Here is a 14656-nt window from a genome sequence, read left to right on the forward strand (position 1 = left end):
CCCGTCTCCGTCAGAACGCGTAGTTCAGATTCACGTAATAGTTTCGCCCGGCCTCCGGATACCCTTCGGTGTAAGCGTAATTACGGTCGAAGATGTTGCGCACCCCCAGCTCTGCTGTGACGTTGTGCACGACCTTCCAGGCCAGCTTGGCGTTCGCGATACCGAAGCCTGCCGCCACGCGTCGGCCATCGCTCGAACTCACGCGCGACGACGTGAACTCCGTGTCCCCGCTGAGCGCCACCTTCGACGTGATGTTCCACTTGCCGTAAAGGAACAGCTTGTGACGCGGCACGTCGGTCAGCACGATGGACGGATCGCTGCGGTTCTGTCGATTCAGATACGTGTAATTGCCACCAACTTCGACGGCATCGCCGATCTGACTGTTGACGGACAGCTCGACGCCCTGCACAACCACGTGGCCGACGTTCTGCATCTGGGTACACGGCGGACTGCTGCAAGCGCTGGCGGGAATCGACGTGCCCTGAATCAGATTCCGGATGTCGCTATAGAACAGATTCACTGCGCCCATCGTGCCCGGCGCGATGCGCTCGCTATAGCCCAGCTCGACGTTGGTCGCGCGCTCGGGCTTGAGGCCTGCGTTGGGAATCGCCGTCCCCATGCGATACGAGTAGCGATCCTTGATCGTCGGGAAGCGACTCTTCTCCGCGACGCCAAAATGCACCTTGCCGGTCGACGACGTCTTGTAGACGAACCCGACCTGCGGATTCCAGGCGTCGACGTTGTCCTTCGGGAAGCCCACGATCTGGTTCGCCGCGTTGACGTCTTCTGCCTTGCGCGTAATGCGCTTGTCGTAGCTCAAGCCTGCCTGCGCCGAGAACCGGTCGGTGAATTCGTGGGTGTCTTCGATGCCGAATGACAGGGTCGCGTCCTCGAAATGTTGGTCCGGCTTGCCCGCGTTGGTTTCGTGGTGGTAGTCGTTCTTGATGTGTGCGGCGAACTTGAGCGTGTTCGCCGTGAACAGCTTCGTGCCGACTTCGGCGCTCGCGCCCCACGTGTGGTCGTCGTAGGACGAATTCGACGACGACTTCTTGAGTTGCGTCGAGTACGTAGCGTCGTCGTAGATACTCAGACCGTTCTTGTAACGGTCGTAGTACGCACGCAGCTTCACGTAGCTGTCGTCGCCAATCTGTGTGCGCGAGATGTAATACAGGCTCTCCTTGTCCCAGTAGGGCCAGCGCCAGTAACGCGGCGTCTGCGTGGGGTCGGTGCCCGCATACGGCGGATTACCCTTGTTGCCCTGCTGGTTGATGTAATTGAGCGAGTATTCGTCGGTGGCGTTCGGCGTCAAACCGATCTTGACGTTGATCTTCTTGTCGCGATTGTCGGAGTTGTTGCGCCGTCCCGGGCCTTGGGTCGGCACACCTTTGAAGGCGTCCGAGAGCGTGTAGAAATCGCGCTCCAGGTACGAACCGCTCACCTGGAAGTACCACATGCCCTGATTGCTGCCGAGATTGAAGTTGCCCTGATAGCCGTTGTTGGCCATCTGGCGGTCGAACATCAGCCCGCCGCCGATGTTGCCTTCGAATTTGCTCTGCGGACGCTTGCTGACCAGATTGATCACGCCACCCAGCGTGTTCGGGCCAGCAAGTACGGTGCTGTAGCCCTTCTGCACATCGATCGCCCCGATGTCGAACGTCGTGAAACGCCCGAGGTCGACATAGCCGTCGTAGGACACGTACACGGGAATGCCATCGATCAGCAACGGCACCTGACGCATGTCGAAGCCGCGAACATAGACCATCTCCTCGTTACGCGGCCCGACCTTGGAGATGTTGACGCCCGGCAACATGTCGAGCGCCGCGCCGACCGTCAAACGGCTTGCCTGTTCGATCTGTTCGGCATCGAGCGTCTCGGTGCCGACAGGAACTCGGTCGCTCTTTGCCGTCACATCCACCCGGCCCAGCTCGAAGACCGGGTCTTCGGCTGCATACCCCATCGTCGACGACATTGCGGCCGCCACCATCCACGGAAGCTTTCGCTTCGACAGTTTTCTCATCGTAAAGCGCACTGCTTTTGTCCCCTCTCGTTCTTGTAGTTCGTCGCCGTTCGGCGTCGTTGTATATCTATCTATATAACGATAGCCGTGCCAAATGCCCGGCGCAGCAAGGCGCAACAGGACCCCGACGGGTCCGGCTTGGGCAATTTGGGAACGGTTCGCGTGAAACGCGGTTGCGCCGTACGAAACAAATACGGCGTTGCGAGTGTAGGGGAAACAATGCGGCGTGTGAAGCGGATCCAGCCCTATGACGAACATTCGGTGTCCGTGATAACGCTTTTCGAGACGGCGGCCGCCTAGCTCAATACATGCTCAGGACATCCATCCGAAGGCCCGCACCCGATGCACTGTGCAGGTCGGATGCGACCTCGCTAGAATGTCCGGCTTCACATTCGCACCTGCCACGTCATGTCAAACCATCGCCCTCAGTTCTCGCCTGCATTGGCTCAGGAAGTCATCGACGCGCACATCGCCATCGAACAATGGCTCAGCGGCCGCGCCGAATCCGCAGCGCTCGAACCGCTGCTGGCCCGATTCTCACCGGCGTTTTCGATGATCGCGCTCTCAGGCGCTCGTGTGAATCGCGCCGCGCTCGACACGCTCTTCGGTCAGGGACATGGCAAGCGTCCCGGATTGCAAATCGTCGTCGACGAGGTCGACACCATCGCGGAGTCGCCGACAGGCGGTGTCGTGGCGTACCGGGAAACGCAAACCGACAGTGAAGGCCATACGACGGTGCGTCGCTCCACAGCGGTGTTCGAACGCGAGTCCGACGGACACATCGTCTGGCGTCACCTGCACGAAACACCGGTCAACGCCAATTGATCGATGTGTCGCACGCGTCCACAGGCGAATTGCTACACTGGCCGCCAAGCGGCAATCGCCGTATTTTCCTGATGGGGCCACCCTGATGTACATCGTCGAACTGACCTACATTCAACCGTTGAGCGCCATCGATGCGCAGTTGCAGGCGCACCGCGCGTTTCTCTCCACGCAGTACGAGCGCGGGATCTTCATCGCCTCCGGACCGAAGGAGCCGCGTAACGGTGGCATCTTCATCGTCTCCGGTAAGGTTTCGCGTGACGAACTCGACGCGCTCATCGAGCAAGACCCGTTCCGCATTCATGGTCTTGCCGACTATCGCGTCACCGTCTTCGATCCGGTCAAGTTTCATCCGCAGATCGCCGATCTGCTCTGAGCGACATCGACCACCGGCCCGACCGCCTCAACCGTCTGTCGAAAGCGTCACCGTCTCCCATTGGCTGAACTCGTATTCCAATGCCGTGAGATTTTCCCGGACGAGTCTGAGCGCATCGCTACCGAGCAAGAGGTGTGCGGGCGGATGGGCCGAGTCGATGGCGGCGAGCATGGCGCGAGCGGCCTTCACCGGGTCGCCAAGCTGCTTTCCGCTCTTCTCCTCGCGCGCGCGACGCACTGGATCGAAGCTCGCGTCGTAGTCCGGGATTGAGCGCGGGGTGCGCGCCATCGAGCGTCCCGCCCAGTCCGTTCGGAAGGAGCCCGGTGCGACGGCCGTCACCGCGATCCCGAAAGGCTTGACCTCTTTGCCGAGACTCGACGAAATCCCCTCCAGCGCGAACTTGCTGCCGCAGTAATACGTGATGCCCGGCATCGTGATATGCCCGCCCATCGACGTAATGTTCAGAATGTGTCCGCGCCGACGCTCGCGCATGAACGGCAGCACCGCCTTCATCATCGCAACAGCACCAAAGACGTTGACGTCGAACTGTCGGCGCATTTCGGACAGCGGCGATTCTTCCATGATGCCTTCGTGCCCGTAACCGGCATTGTTGATCAGCGCATCGATGGGGCCGACGTTGGCCTCGATCTCCGCCACCACACCATCGATGGCGTCGAAGTCGGTGACATCGAGCAGGCGACCGAACGCCGATGTTGACGAAAGCGATTCGAACTCACGCTTCGCCTGCTCGTTGCGCACCGTCCCAACGACTTTGTGGCCTGCTGCAAGCGCTTCCTGCGCCAGTGCACGGCCGAAACCGCTGCTCACGCCCGTAATGAGCAATATCTTTCCTGATGACATCGTTGCCTCTCCCAAACGTTAATCGATGGGCGCATACTAGTCTCACTGAATTCTACGTTTAAGTCGAAATTCGCTATTTTTCTTGCCTAAAGCTATGACGCCCAAGATATCTTCGCAAAAGCCGCAAGCGGCGGGCACAGACATGCGCTCACGCACGATCGCGCTGTTGCGAGACCTCGCGCCCGCCGAGGGCTACAACCTGACGGCGTTGCCCAGCGTCCGTATCCTGCGCTCCGACCGAGCGCTGTCGCGAACGCCGGTCCTGTACGACCCGGGCATCGTGATCGTGTGTCAGGGGCGCAAGCGAGGCTATTTCGGTGAACAGTTGTACGAGTACGACGAAGACCACTATCTCGCCGTCTCGGTGCCCGTCCCCTTCAGCATGGAGACGGACGCGACGCACGAGCGGCCGCTGCTGGCGCTCTATCTGCATCTGGACTTTACGCTTGCCGCAGAACTCGCCGCGCAGATTGACCGCGAAGGCACTAACGTCCGTGAAGCCGCACCGCAAAGCATGATGTCGACACCGATGGACGCACGGATGCAAACGTCCGTACTTCGCTTTCTCGAAGCGATGAGCGATCCGCTCGAAGCCGCCGTTCTCGGACACGGTCTGCTGCGTGAACTCTACTTCCGGGTACTCACCGGGGCGCAGGGTGGCGCGATGCGCGAGGCGCTTTCGATGCGGGGACAGTTCGGCCGGATCGGCCGGTCGCTGCGGTTGATTCATGCCGGTTACGCCCAGCCGCTCGACGTGACGCAGCTTGCCGACGAGGCTGGCATGAGCGTGCCAAGCTTCCACAGTCATTTCAAAACGATTACGCAGGTCTCGCCGATGCAATACGTCAAGTCGACACGCCTTCATCAGGCACGGCTGTTGATGGTGCGTCAGGATCTGACGGCCGAGGCGGCAAGCCATGCCGTCGGCTACACGAGCCCGTCTCAATTCAGCCGGGAATTCAAGCGCCTATTCGGTCTGACGCCCGCCGCCGAAACGAAGCGCATGCGCGAGAGCTTTGCGATTCCCGAGGCGTTTGCCGATGCGGTTTATGTGTCGTCTCACTGATGAAAGCGGCAGCGCGTCAGACAGGCTTGAAGACCATCAGGAAGTAGATCGCCACCATCGCGATAAAGGCCGGATACCCTAGGCGCTCCCACAGTTTTGCGAAACGCCAGTAGCGCTTGGGCAGGACGTCGTCCCCTGCCTCATGGGCGGCGCGCGCCATCCTTGTCATCTCGATCTGCATCCACACGACAGGAAGCCAGCAAATGCCCGCAATCGCGTAAAGACTGAGCGTCGCGGCGATCCACGGCGTGCTCCACGACCACCCTGCGGTGTGCATCAACCACAGACCTGAAAGTGGCTGAAACAGTACGGCGGGCGTCGTAAACCACCAATCGGCGCGCACGACAAGCTTCGAGACGGCCGCAATGGCTGCCACCGACCGGGTGCGGTTCACGAAGTAGAGATAGAACGCAGAACCGAAGCCCGTCCCGACAAGCAGAACGGACGACAGGATGTGAAGTACCTTGACGGTGAGATAGGCGTTCATCGTGAAGTCTCCTCGCTGAACAAAATCAGCAGGATGGCCAGAACAGGCAGATTCTTGAGGAGCGGGCCGAACGGATGCCAAAGCAGTTCCGGCATCGTGACAGCAATGATCACCGAGTACGCGGCAATCACACCGGCCTGAGCGAGCCAGAGCCAGCGCCCGGGCCTGACAATTGTCATCACCCCGAATACGAAGTCGATGACCGTTGCCAGCCAGAACGATGCCGTCGCAAGCCCCCCATACAGATGACTGCGAGCGAGGAGCGCCATGCTTGCGTCGCGCGGATACACCAAAGCACTCACCACCGCAGTCCAGAGCCAGACGAACGCCAGCACAACCCTGAGCATCGGCGAGCGCCACGCGTTGAGGGCTCGGTCTCTCAGCGCCCGGGCGTCGGCACCGATGAACTGACGCAGGCCAGTCGGTGGTCGCCCGAGCAGGGTCGTGGTCGCGGTGACGTCCCCGGTGCTCCCCGTTTGAAGCATGTGCCACGTGTCGCGGGTCAGCATCGAGCCTGGCACCCGGTCGAGCAACATCGCCACGGAGCCAATCAGCCAACCCGGCACCGATACCTGCCACGCCCGGCCAAACCCGAGCGACGCGCGATAGATCGCGAGCATCTCGCGGTATTGCACCGCTTCACCGCCGACAATCTCGACGACTCCCGCCTCACGAAAAGTCCCACTCACCAAGCGTTCGACGATCTCTGCCAGTTCATCCACATGAACCGGACGAAGCGACTGGCGACCGCCTGCAGGCAAACAATGCAGGGGAAGGCTCGACAACATTCGGAAGAACGAAGCCGACGCCCCCGACGCGCCATAGACCAGCGCCGGTCGCACCACCCAGCCAGCGATCGGCAACGACAGCAGGTGATCGTCGGCCGCTCGCTTGCTCCTAAAGTACGCCGTTGATCCGTCCTGCGCGCCGAGCGCGGAAATCTGGACGACGCACCTGATGCCGAGCCGTTGACAGGCGTCGAACAGCGCTTGCGGCGCCTGCGTGTGCACCTTGTCGAAGCGCTGCACGCGATCCTCCACGAGGATGCCGACGGCGTTCACGACAGTATCGACACCGTGAAGCACCGTGTCCCACTGCGTCGGCGAAAACTCACGCGTGTAGTCGATCTCCCGGTCCTGAGGCAGGACAGTGCGCAACACCCCCCGGATCACCTTGTGTCCGCAGCTTTCCAGCCGTTCACAAAGCGCCGCGCCGATGAATCCATGCGCACCGCAGACGAGAACATTCATGGCTCCCTCGCTTCGAGTTGCGTCTTCTATGGAGCCAATGTAAGTATTTCAGTTATTTCTGTCAATACAGAAATTTCAGAATTAATTCACAAACCATCAGAGGCCAATCGCCTGTAGGCAAAAAGACAAAATGGGCTGAGTTCCGCATGTCGCGGCGCTCAGCCCATCGTCAGTCGTTTCAGGCCATCCAACGTTGCCGGGCCTGTCAGCCCGGCACACCCGCTTCATGCACCCTTGTACAGCGTCATGTTCAGGTGGTCGATCTGGCCCGAGGCTTCGGCGCTCTTGAGTTGCGCCTGCACTTGCGCCGTGCTGAGCGTCGGGCCGTTGTCCGGCGTCCAGTGAGCGGCGGACAGCGAGTTGCCGGTGCTCGTCAGGATTTCATCGGTGCCTGCGGCGTAAGCGACGCCAGCGGTGCCAAGGGTAGCGAGCGAAACAGCGATCAGAAGGGCTTTCATGGTGTAACTCCAGAGGATGTAAAGGTTAAGTAACGCGCGGTGTGTTTCTGTTGCTCCGCCGTTGAAACCATTAGACCTCTCGGAGGTATCTGGCATTTGTCCGATACAGCGCCCAGTGCAATCGTAAGTACCTGCGACGCTGCCAGACAAACTGCGATACAAAGCGACGACGAAATCCGTCGTTCCCGCTTATGCCTTGAGCGACAACCGCGCCTCCAACCCGCCGCCCTCGCGATTGCGCAGCGTGAGCGTCGCGTCCATCGCTTGCGCAAGCTGACGCGCAATCGCCAGCCCCAGCCCTGTGCCACCGGTGTGACGGTTGCGCGACGTCTCCACCCGCACGAACGGCGCGAAGACCGCTTCGAGCATGTCCTCCGGAATGCCAGGACCTCGATCGGTCACGATCACATCGATCCCTCCGGCACGCCGCGCCACGTCGAGATGCGCCTCGCTGCCGTACTTGAGCGCGTTGTCCACGAGGTTGCCTACAATGCGGCGCAACGCCTGCGGACGCGTCACGATCGGCTGTCCCACCTGCCCCGTCAACGTGACGGGCGACCCCGCATCCACGTAGTCGCAGACAAGACTGTCCAGCAACGAATCCAGATCCACCTTGCAGGGTGCTTCGGACGCTCCGTGCAACGTTCGGGCGTACGTCACCCCCTCCTTCACCAGCGACTCCATCTCCTTCAGGTCCTGCTGCAGACGTACCGCCGAGGTTTCGTCTTCCATCGTGTCGACGCGCAGGCGCATGCGCGTGATCGGCGTCTGCAAGTCGTGGGAGATGGCCGCGAGAATCTGCATGCGCTCGGTCATGTAGCCGCCAATGCGATCCTGCATCGCGTTGAACGCCCGCGCAGCACGCGCCACTTCAGACGGGCCGTCTTCGCTCAGACGCTCCGCCCGCAAATCCGGCCCCAATGTATCGGCGGCCTTCGCCAGCGCATTCAGCGGACGCGTCGCGACACGCACCGCCAACCAGCAGCACCCGGCAATCAACACCAGTTGCAGCACCAGCATCGCAGGCAGCCAGCCCGAAAGCGGCAGGGTCGGCGTGGGGAAGACGTCGATGGTCAGCGGCGAGCCATCGCTCAGACGCAAGTGCGCCTGAAGCTGATCCGGATCGCCGGGCACGCTATTGACCGTCACGGGATACGCCACACCGATGGAATCTTCGATGACGCGCGCCACCTGCGCGGCCGCGCCGGCATCGGGCTTGCCACCCGCAGCACCCGTGCCGAGTTCGAAGCGATAGCTGCGACGCGCCAGACGCGGCAACCACTGTGCCCGCTCGGCGGCTGGCAAATGATCGAGCAAAGCGACGGAACTGGCGACTTCGCTCTCGATGTACACGCTCATCATGTTCGACGTCACGCGATTGCGCTCGGTCATGGTGAGCCAGAACGAGAGGGCCTGCGCGAGCGCCAGCCCTACAAAGAGGATGAGCGCGAGTCGCGCGAACAGCGAGCGCGGCCAATGCCATTGAAACGCCCCGGGAGCGGGGCCTTGTGTCAGGGTTGGAGTCATTCGGGTGCGGCGACGACAGTGACAGCCGAGCAAAACACGTAGCCTTCGTTGCGCAGCGTTTTGATGTAGCGAGGCTCACGCGCACCGTCGCGCAAGCGCTGGCGCAACCGGCTGATGAGCAGATCGATGGACCGGTCGAAGGCATCGGCCTGTCTGCCCTGCGTGAGATTGAGCAACTGGTCGCGCGTGAGCACGCGTTGCGGATGATCGAGCAGTACGCGCAGCAGGCGATACTCCGCGCCGCTAAGCGCGACCTGCGTGCCGTCGGTATCGAGCAGGTGACGCGCCGTCGTGTCGAGCTGCCATTCGCCGAAGCCGAGAATCTCGGCCGTCTCCGTGACCTGCATCCCCGGCGGCAACATACGCGTACGACGCAGCACCGACTTGATGCGCGCCAGCAACTCTCGTACGGCGAAAGGCTTGGCGAGGTAATCGTCCGCGCCCATTTCCAGGCCGACGATGCGATCGGTCTCTTCGCTGCGCGCGGTGAGCATGAGCACCGGCACCGCCTTGAACTTGCCCGCGCGAAGCTCACGACACAGCACGAGGCCGTCGTCGCCGGGCAGCATCAGGTCGAGCACGATGAGATCGGGTGCGCCGTCGGCAAGCACCGCGCGCATCTCACGCCCGTTCGCGGCCACGCTCACACGCATGCCATTCTTTTCGAGGTAGTCGGCGAGCAACTCCCGAATCCCGCGATCGTCGTCGACGATCAGCACATGATCGATTTTTTCCATGTGAACGATTATAGCGACGAGTCCCCACATCCACGGCCGTCACCGCTCCCCGCCAGATCGGGGGTTTTACGACGCCGTGCACGCTCCGTCTCCGGCAGCACACGGCGGCTCGCCGGGGCCAGATCGCATTGCAGCGGATGAACGGCTTCCGTCGTCAGGCCACCCGCCAGAAATGCCAGCACACTCAGCAGACGTCTCATGCGTCCTCCACCACGGAGAGCTTCTGACCATCGGCCACGGAGGCTTCCAACGCGTAAGGATCGACGCCTTCAAGACACCCGATATTCGCTCGCCACATCCCGGGCATGGTGCGCGATGCGTGGAACGGATAGATGCCGCAGTGTTTGCAGAAGTAGTGCTTTGCCACGCGCGTATTGAACTGATAGCAGGTCAGGTCGTCCGCTCCCGAGAGAATACGCAGGTTCGCTTCCGGGAACGCAGGCGTCATCAGCGCCCCCTTGCGGCGGCATAAGCTGCAATTGCAGCGCGCAGCCGGTTCAATCGGCGTGACTACTTCAAATCGGACGGCGCCACAGTGGCAGGAACCTTGCAACGTTTCAGACATGGATCGACTCCCGAATAGGCCCGCGCCGGTGGCACGGTCGTTGAGAGCTTTATATCGCAATCGAACGCGCCCGTTATCCCGGTTTGTATCTCAATGTATCTGGACGGCGCCCCGATACACGACATTGCCGAAATGCGGCCTTTTGCACACATGGCAGATACGCGCGGACAGTCAAATACGGCTACCGACTCACCAAAACCGTTGCACTGTTCACAGGAGAAGAACTGCCATGTTGACGCTACTCAGAAGTGCCTTCGTCGCCCTCGCCCTCACCGGCCTTACCGCTTGCGCGCCGTCGCAGGCTCGTCCGCTCTCCGGCGGCACTGCGCCCGAGTTCACGGGCATCGACAACTGGATCAACAGCCAGCCGCTCACACTGTCGCAACTGCGCGGCAAGGTCGTGCTGGTCGATTTCTGGACGTACTCCTGCATCAACTGCATCCACACTACGCCGTACGTGAAACAGTGGTACGAAAAGTATAAGGATCAGGGACTGGTCGTGGTCGGCGTGCACACGCCGGAATACGCCTATGAGCGCGACACCAAGAACGTGCAGGACGCCGTACGCCGTGCAGGCATCACCTACCCGGTCGCGCAGGACAACCGCTACGCCACATGGAAGGCCTACGACAACCTCTACTGGCCCGCGTTCTATCTCGTCGACAAGTCGGGCAAGATCGTCTACACGCACTTCGGCGAAGGCGATTACGACAAGACGGAAGCGGCCATCAAGGCGCAGTTGGCGGCGCAACCGTCGTAAATCGGACGCAAAAGAGCCAAATCCGTAAGCACAAACCCGTCAGTGGCGAGACAGTAGACAGTTCTCGCCACTTTCTTATGGAGGGTTGTATGCACGGAATTCAGGGTACCGAAAGCGCTATCCCTGCCACCCACCAGAGTCGCACAGATGATCTCGCTATCGGCGCGCTCGCCTCGACGCTGAACCTGGCGCTCGCAAACCAGCCAGAAGCGGGTGATCCGTGGGTGCCTGACAATCTCGCCTGGGACGCGCTCACCAGACTGGCAGCGCAAGCAAAACCGCTCGCATCGGTTGAGGCGCGCACCTTCGTGAACAATATTCGTCAATGGATGACCGAGGTCCCACAGGGCTCGCCGGACGCCCTGTTGATGGACAGCATTCTCGACAACTGCTTTGACGGAGGCAAAACGCCCCTTCCCAAGTATCTTGCGGAGAGAGCGTTCAATTGCCTCAATCTGCCGCGTCTCATTGTGCTTGAACCCGGCGAAGTCCAGCCGAACTCGCGCACGTTCAACAGCCTGCTCCCGTCACTCGCAATGGGCGTCCATGAATACGGGCCGTTCGGGCGCACGTTGCTTTGGCATGGCGCGCGTCATATGCTCGCTGGCCCGTCCGGCGACGCGTCCGAATCGAGGGTCGAAGCGTTGCGAAAAGTGATTTTCTCGCACGCCAATGAGGCGCATCTCGGGGGGGCTGGGGGGCCGACAATCGAAACGTTCGTGGCCGAACTAGATTTGCTGGACAGCCGCGAGGAGATCTACGAGGACACCCACTTCGATCTCACGCCTGCCCCACCCATCGACTAGCTCGCTGTCGCCTCATGCTGTGAGCACAACGCATCGAAGTTCTGCGCGAGATCAGCGAGCGACACGGCACCGAGCCTTGCGATAAGGATCGCTTCCGCCTCGCGTAACGCCCCGTCGAGCGCCGCGTTCACCGCGCGTTCGACGGCACATTCGGGGTTGTCGCTCTCCACGCCGATGGCGAAGATGTTCGGACCACCGACAGCACGATGAATGTCGAGCAGTGTCACCTTGTGCAAATCACAGACGATGCTCCAGCCGCCCCCATGTCCTTTGTCCGAACGAACATACCCGGCCTCGCGCAATCCCGCCATCGTGCGTCGGACCACAACGGGATTGGTGCGCAGCATCTGCGCGAGCTGTTCGGACGTGAACGGTGCGTCATGTCGCGCCATGTGCAGCAGCACGTGGAGCATGCGCGAGAGTCGACTGTCGCTTCTCATCGTCACCCCTCGCTCACAGCGCCTGACGCGCGAACCACGCGTGAATCAGGCCGCTCTGGAAGAAACGCACCGGTTCGTCGAAGCCACCTTCCCAGATGATGTCGTCCATCGCGTCCGGCGGCACAACAGCCACCTGCGTCCCATAGATGGCCTTCGCCCGCTCACGCGCCTCGGGCGATACCGACATCATCCCGAACCAGACTTCCAGCAGCCGCCGCCCTGCTTCGGACGTCATGTCGCACGCCAGATCCGCACTCGCGAGGTAGCCTGCCGGTTTCAGCCGGTCGGCGATCCCGCGAAAGAATGCCCGCCGCTCGGCCGGGTCCGTCACGAACTGGGAGACGAGGATCGACGTCGCGCCATCGAACGATTCGCTCTCGGGCAGCGAGTCGAGAAAGCCCTGATGGAAGACACAACGCGACGCAATGCCTTGCGCTTCGGCTTTGCCGCGGAACACGTCCAGCATCGGCCCCGACGGCTCGACCGCCGTGAACCGCCAGCCCGGATGGCGCTCGGCCAGATACAGAAGCTCCGCGCCTGTTCCAGCGCCGACACACAAGATGTTCGCCTCAGGCGGCAAAGGCGCAAAGACGTTGTCGAGCACCAGTTGCAGCGCATCGCGCAAAGGCGTCATCGCGCTCCAGGTCTGGTCGTACGTTGCCGCGTGCTGATCGAACATCGCAATGGTGTCTTGTTGCATGGCTGGCTCCACTTTCATGTAACTTTTGATGTTTCATCATGCCATGAGAGAAGCTACCGATGCAAGTGCCATCGAACCCCGTCCAATTTGAGGGGTACCGCTAAATATTGGCGACCTCTGGTCGTTAATGCATAGGATTAGCCCGCCTTCCTTACGGGGCCTTACCAGAACCCTTTCGACGACACGCCCCCCCGATGACGTCTATCAACACAGCAACGAACCTGATTCCTCTGACGACGAGCGACCTTGCGTCGCGCGCTGCCAGTCCGAGCGCAGTGTCCGGCGCAGGCTCTACCGACTCAGGTGCTTCGGCAGTCGCCGAATCGACCCGCGTCACGCTCACGCAAACGCCGCCCGTCGCCAACTGGCCGACGTACACCCAGCCGGTCGCCAACGGTGCCGCGCTGAACTGGCGGCAATTGCCCTCTGACGCGATTTCGCTACTGATGTCGGGCAACCTGTCGACGACCTCGTTGGGCAATCGCCTCGATCAGCTTGGATCGAAGCTGATGTCCGCCATTTCGACGGGGGCTACGTCCTTCTCGCAAAGCGTGGTGCGCTCGACGTCTGCAACGCCCGCCACCGACGCCGATCTGGCGTTGCAACAGTTCAAGCTGCAGACGAGCGCCGATAATCAGTTCGCACTGACGGTCACGACCGCCAGCGGCGCGCAGGTCAACGTCAAGCTGGGCAGCAGCGACGACGGTCTGTCCGTCGAATTTTCCGTCACGAAAGGCACGTTGACCGACGCCGAACGAGATCAGCTCGGCAAGCTGGGAGACGCGTTCCAGACCGCCGTGAACGGTCTTGCGAAGCAACCACCCATCGTAGACTTCAGCGCACTGACGGGCTTCGACACGTCGGTGCTTACGTCAGTGGATCTGTCGGCTACGCTGAATGCCAACGGCACCACGCCGCAGAATTTCGTGTTCCACACGGACGCGACGCAACGTTCGATGCACGTCGACGGCGCGAGTGGCAAGTTCGATGTCAACGTCGACTTGAAGAATCTTCAGGCTATCGGCAGCCCGAAGGCGCAAGCCGCAGCGCTGGACGCCTGGCTCGCCCGCTTCGACACGGCGCAGGCGCGAGGCGACGGCGATAAGTCGCTCATGAACATGTTCAAGGCCGCATTCACGGGTCTGAACAGCCATTACCCGCCCGCGCCCACCCTGCCGCGCATCACGCTTAGCAACGCAGACAAGGCCACGCTGAGCGGTCTGGCAGACTTCAGCGCTTCGCTGTCGCAGACGAAGACGTCGCCGAATCCTATGCGTCCGTCGGAAGTCGATGGCTTCGATTACCAGATCTCGCAGAGCACCCAGATCGGCGGTACCGACACGCTTAACCGCAAGATTCAACAGCAATCGCAGGCCACACTGACGGCGAGCTATCACCGCTCGCTCTGGGCCGGAGTGCCGTTGCAACTGACGAGCGATCCGAAGTCGCAGAACTACGAATACGTGAAGGTGCAGGATTCGGCGTCGAGCAATGTCGACGTGAGTTATCGCGACGGCCTGCTTGCCCAGGCTCAGGTCAGCCGCTCGGCTAGCCAGAAGACGCAGGTGCAGCGCTATGAAATGGCCAAGCTGGTGAGCGACGTCACCACGCCGCTGTCGGCGTCGAGCACGTCCGATCTGATGACGTTGCTTCAGTCCATCATGCAAAACGATGCTGCGGGCACCCGCGACGACACAGCAAATGAAGCCGTGCGCAAACGCACCGAGCTGGAGATCGATCCCCTTCGCCTGGACGGCACGCACAAGTCGTAAGCACGACATTCG

At 61.4% G+C, this 14656-nt stretch carries 17 protein-coding genes; 6 read left to right on the forward strand and 11 right to left on the reverse strand.

From position 1 onward, the window contains the following. Positions 1-10 precede the first annotated feature (10 nt). Positions 11-2017: a TonB-dependent receptor plug domain-containing protein gene (locus tag ACIQWO_RS05590; protein ID WP_402820302.1), complete on the reverse strand. Its 2007-nt coding sequence runs from the start codon at positions 2015-2017 to the stop codon at positions 11-13. 408 nt (positions 2018-2425) lie between these two features. On the opposite strand from ACIQWO_RS05590, the gene ACIQWO_RS05595 reads away from it, so the two are divergent. Then, positions 2426-2842 (forward strand): DUF4440 domain-containing protein, encoded by a 417-nt coding sequence (locus ACIQWO_RS05595; RefSeq protein ID WP_402820314.1) that lies wholly within the window; start codon positions 2426-2428, stop codon positions 2840-2842. A gap of 85 nt (positions 2843-2927) precedes the next feature. Next, positions 2928-3215 (forward strand): YciI family protein, encoded by a 288-nt coding sequence (locus tag ACIQWO_RS05600; protein ID WP_150736952.1) that lies wholly within the window; start codon positions 2928-2930, stop codon positions 3213-3215. Positions 3216-3242: 27 nt separating this feature from the next. On the opposite strand, the gene ACIQWO_RS05605 is transcribed toward ACIQWO_RS05600, so the two are convergent. Further along, positions 3243-4076 (reverse strand): oxidoreductase, encoded by an 834-nt coding sequence (locus ACIQWO_RS05605; RefSeq protein ID WP_402820318.1) that lies wholly within the window; start codon positions 4074-4076, stop codon positions 3243-3245. A gap of 142 nt (positions 4077-4218) precedes the next feature. Here ACIQWO_RS05605 and ACIQWO_RS05610 point away from each other — a divergent pair, with 142 nt between their 5' ends. After that, positions 4219-5142 (forward strand): AraC family transcriptional regulator N-terminal domain-containing protein, encoded by a 924-nt coding sequence (locus ACIQWO_RS05610; protein WP_402820321.1) that lies wholly within the window; start codon positions 4219-4221, stop codon positions 5140-5142. A gap of 16 nt (positions 5143-5158) precedes the next feature. On the opposite strand, the gene ACIQWO_RS05615 is transcribed toward ACIQWO_RS05610, so the two are convergent. From ACIQWO_RS05615 to ACIQWO_RS05645, 7 genes are all read right to left on the reverse strand, one after another. Continuing rightward, complete coding sequence (locus ACIQWO_RS05615) at positions 5159-5629, reverse strand: DUF2269 family protein (RefSeq protein WP_402820323.1); 471 nt, start codon at positions 5627-5629, stop codon at positions 5159-5161. Further along, positions 5626-6879 carry an SDR family oxidoreductase gene (locus tag ACIQWO_RS05620; RefSeq protein ID WP_402820326.1) on the reverse strand — a complete coding sequence of 418 codons (1254 nt, stop codon included), beginning with the start codon at positions 6877-6879 and terminating at the stop codon, positions 5626-5628. Before ACIQWO_RS05620 ends, ACIQWO_RS05615 begins: the two co-directional genes overlap by 4 nt. A gap of 224 nt (positions 6880-7103) precedes the next feature. Next, the gene (locus ACIQWO_RS05625) at positions 7104-7337 is read right to left on the reverse strand and encodes a DUF4148 domain-containing protein (RefSeq protein ID WP_039398243.1); all 234 of its coding nucleotides are present in this window, start codon (positions 7335-7337) and stop codon (positions 7104-7106) included. A 189-nt stretch (positions 7338-7526) separates the two neighbouring features. Beyond that, positions 7527-8864, reverse strand: coding sequence for an ATP-binding protein (locus ACIQWO_RS05630; protein WP_402820330.1), 1338 nt, complete (start codon positions 8862-8864; stop codon positions 7527-7529). Continuing rightward, the gene (locus ACIQWO_RS05635) at positions 8861-9601 is read right to left on the reverse strand and encodes a response regulator (RefSeq protein WP_402820333.1); all 741 of its coding nucleotides are present in this window, start codon (positions 9599-9601) and stop codon (positions 8861-8863) included. The genes ACIQWO_RS05630 and ACIQWO_RS05635 overlap by 4 nt, the downstream gene beginning before the upstream one ends. A gap of 8 nt (positions 9602-9609) precedes the next feature. After that, positions 9610-9801, reverse strand: a complete 192-nt coding sequence (locus ACIQWO_RS05640; RefSeq protein WP_402820336.1) for a hypothetical protein — start codon at positions 9799-9801, stop codon at positions 9610-9612. Then, entirely contained in the window at positions 9798-10166 is a 369-nt protein-coding gene (locus ACIQWO_RS05645; protein ID WP_402820339.1) for a GFA family protein, read from the reverse strand. The genes ACIQWO_RS05640 and ACIQWO_RS05645 overlap by 4 nt, the downstream gene beginning before the upstream one ends. Before the next feature lie 229 nt (positions 10167-10395). On the opposite strand from ACIQWO_RS05645, the gene ACIQWO_RS05650 reads away from it, so the two are divergent. Then, positions 10396-10926 (forward strand): thioredoxin family protein, encoded by a 531-nt coding sequence (locus ACIQWO_RS05650; RefSeq protein ID WP_402820342.1) that lies wholly within the window; start codon positions 10396-10398, stop codon positions 10924-10926. 89 nt (positions 10927-11015) lie between these two features. Beyond that, a complete protein-coding gene (locus ACIQWO_RS05655) occupies positions 11016-11732 on the forward strand; it encodes a hypothetical protein (RefSeq protein WP_402820345.1) in 717 nt (238 codons plus the stop codon). Here the strand turns inward: ACIQWO_RS05655 and ACIQWO_RS05660 are convergent. Continuing rightward, positions 11729-12172, reverse strand: a complete 444-nt coding sequence (locus tag ACIQWO_RS05660; RefSeq protein WP_402820348.1) for an Rrf2 family transcriptional regulator — start codon at positions 12170-12172, stop codon at positions 11729-11731. The two genes, ACIQWO_RS05655 and ACIQWO_RS05660, sit on opposite strands and share 4 nt — an antisense overlap. Positions 12173-12185: 13 nt before the next feature. After that, on the reverse strand, positions 12186-12872 hold the full coding sequence (locus tag ACIQWO_RS05665) for a class I SAM-dependent methyltransferase (protein ID WP_402820350.1): 687 nt from the start codon (positions 12870-12872) through the stop codon (positions 12186-12188). A gap of 194 nt (positions 12873-13066) precedes the next feature. Between ACIQWO_RS05665 and ACIQWO_RS05670 the strand changes: the two genes are divergently transcribed. Then, on the forward strand, positions 13067-14644 hold the full coding sequence (locus tag ACIQWO_RS05670) for a hypothetical protein (protein WP_402820353.1): 1578 nt from the start codon (positions 13067-13069) through the stop codon (positions 14642-14644). The last annotated feature ends 12 nt before the right edge of the window (positions 14645-14656 follow it).

Source organism: Pandoraea sp. NPDC090278 (genome assembly GCF_044772185.1).
Classification (GTDB): domain Bacteria; phylum Pseudomonadota; class Gammaproteobacteria; order Burkholderiales; family Burkholderiaceae; genus Pandoraea.

Bases quoted from the DNA above. Each gene is read 5' to 3' on its own strand.
- ACIQWO_RS05635 (WP_402820333.1), bottom strand. From the start codon at position 9,601: ATGGAAAAAATCGATCATGTGCTGATCGTCGACGACGATCGCGGGATT.
- ACIQWO_RS05620 (WP_402820326.1), bottom strand. From the start codon at position 6,879: ATGAATGTTCTCGTCTGCGGTGCGCATGGATTCATCGGCGCGGCGCTT.
- ACIQWO_RS05615 (WP_402820323.1), bottom strand. From the start codon at position 5,629: ATGAACGCCTATCTCACCGTCAAGGTACTTCACATCCTGTCGTCCGTT.
- ACIQWO_RS05630 (WP_402820330.1), bottom strand. From the start codon at position 8,864: ATGACTCCAACCCTGACACAAGGCCCCGCTCCCGGGGCGTTTCAATGG.
- ACIQWO_RS05670 (WP_402820353.1), top strand. From the start codon at position 13,067: ATGACGTCTATCAACACAGCAACGAACCTGATTCCTCTGACGACGAGC.
- ACIQWO_RS05590 (WP_402820302.1), bottom strand. From the start codon at position 2,017: ATGAGAAAACTGTCGAAGCGAAAGCTTCCGTGGATGGTGGCGGCCGCA.
- ACIQWO_RS05645 (WP_402820339.1), bottom strand. From the start codon at position 10,166: ATGTCTGAAACGTTGCAAGGTTCCTGCCACTGTGGCGCCGTCCGATTT.
- ACIQWO_RS05655 (WP_402820345.1), top strand. From the start codon at position 11,016: ATGCACGGAATTCAGGGTACCGAAAGCGCTATCCCTGCCACCCACCAG.
- ACIQWO_RS05660 (WP_402820348.1), bottom strand. From the start codon at position 12,172: ATGAGAAGCGACAGTCGACTCTCGCGCATGCTCCACGTGCTGCTGCAC.
- ACIQWO_RS05605 (WP_402820318.1), bottom strand. From the start codon at position 4,076: ATGTCATCAGGAAAGATATTGCTCATTACGGGCGTGAGCAGCGGTTTC.
- ACIQWO_RS05665 (WP_402820350.1), bottom strand. From the start codon at position 12,872: ATGCAACAAGACACCATTGCGATGTTCGATCAGCACGCGGCAACGTAC.
- ACIQWO_RS05625 (WP_039398243.1), bottom strand. From the start codon at position 7,337: ATGAAAGCCCTTCTGATCGCTGTTTCGCTCGCTACCCTTGGCACCGCT.
- ACIQWO_RS05650 (WP_402820342.1), top strand. From the start codon at position 10,396: ATGTTGACGCTACTCAGAAGTGCCTTCGTCGCCCTCGCCCTCACCGGC.
- ACIQWO_RS05640 (WP_402820336.1), bottom strand. From the start codon at position 9,801: ATGAGACGTCTGCTGAGTGTGCTGGCATTTCTGGCGGGTGGCCTGACG.
- ACIQWO_RS05595 (WP_402820314.1), top strand. From the start codon at position 2,426: ATGTCAAACCATCGCCCTCAGTTCTCGCCTGCATTGGCTCAGGAAGTC.
- ACIQWO_RS05610 (WP_402820321.1), top strand. From the start codon at position 4,219: ATGCGCTCACGCACGATCGCGCTGTTGCGAGACCTCGCGCCCGCCGAG.
- ACIQWO_RS05600 (WP_150736952.1), top strand. From the start codon at position 2,928: ATGTACATCGTCGAACTGACCTACATTCAACCGTTGAGCGCCATCGAT.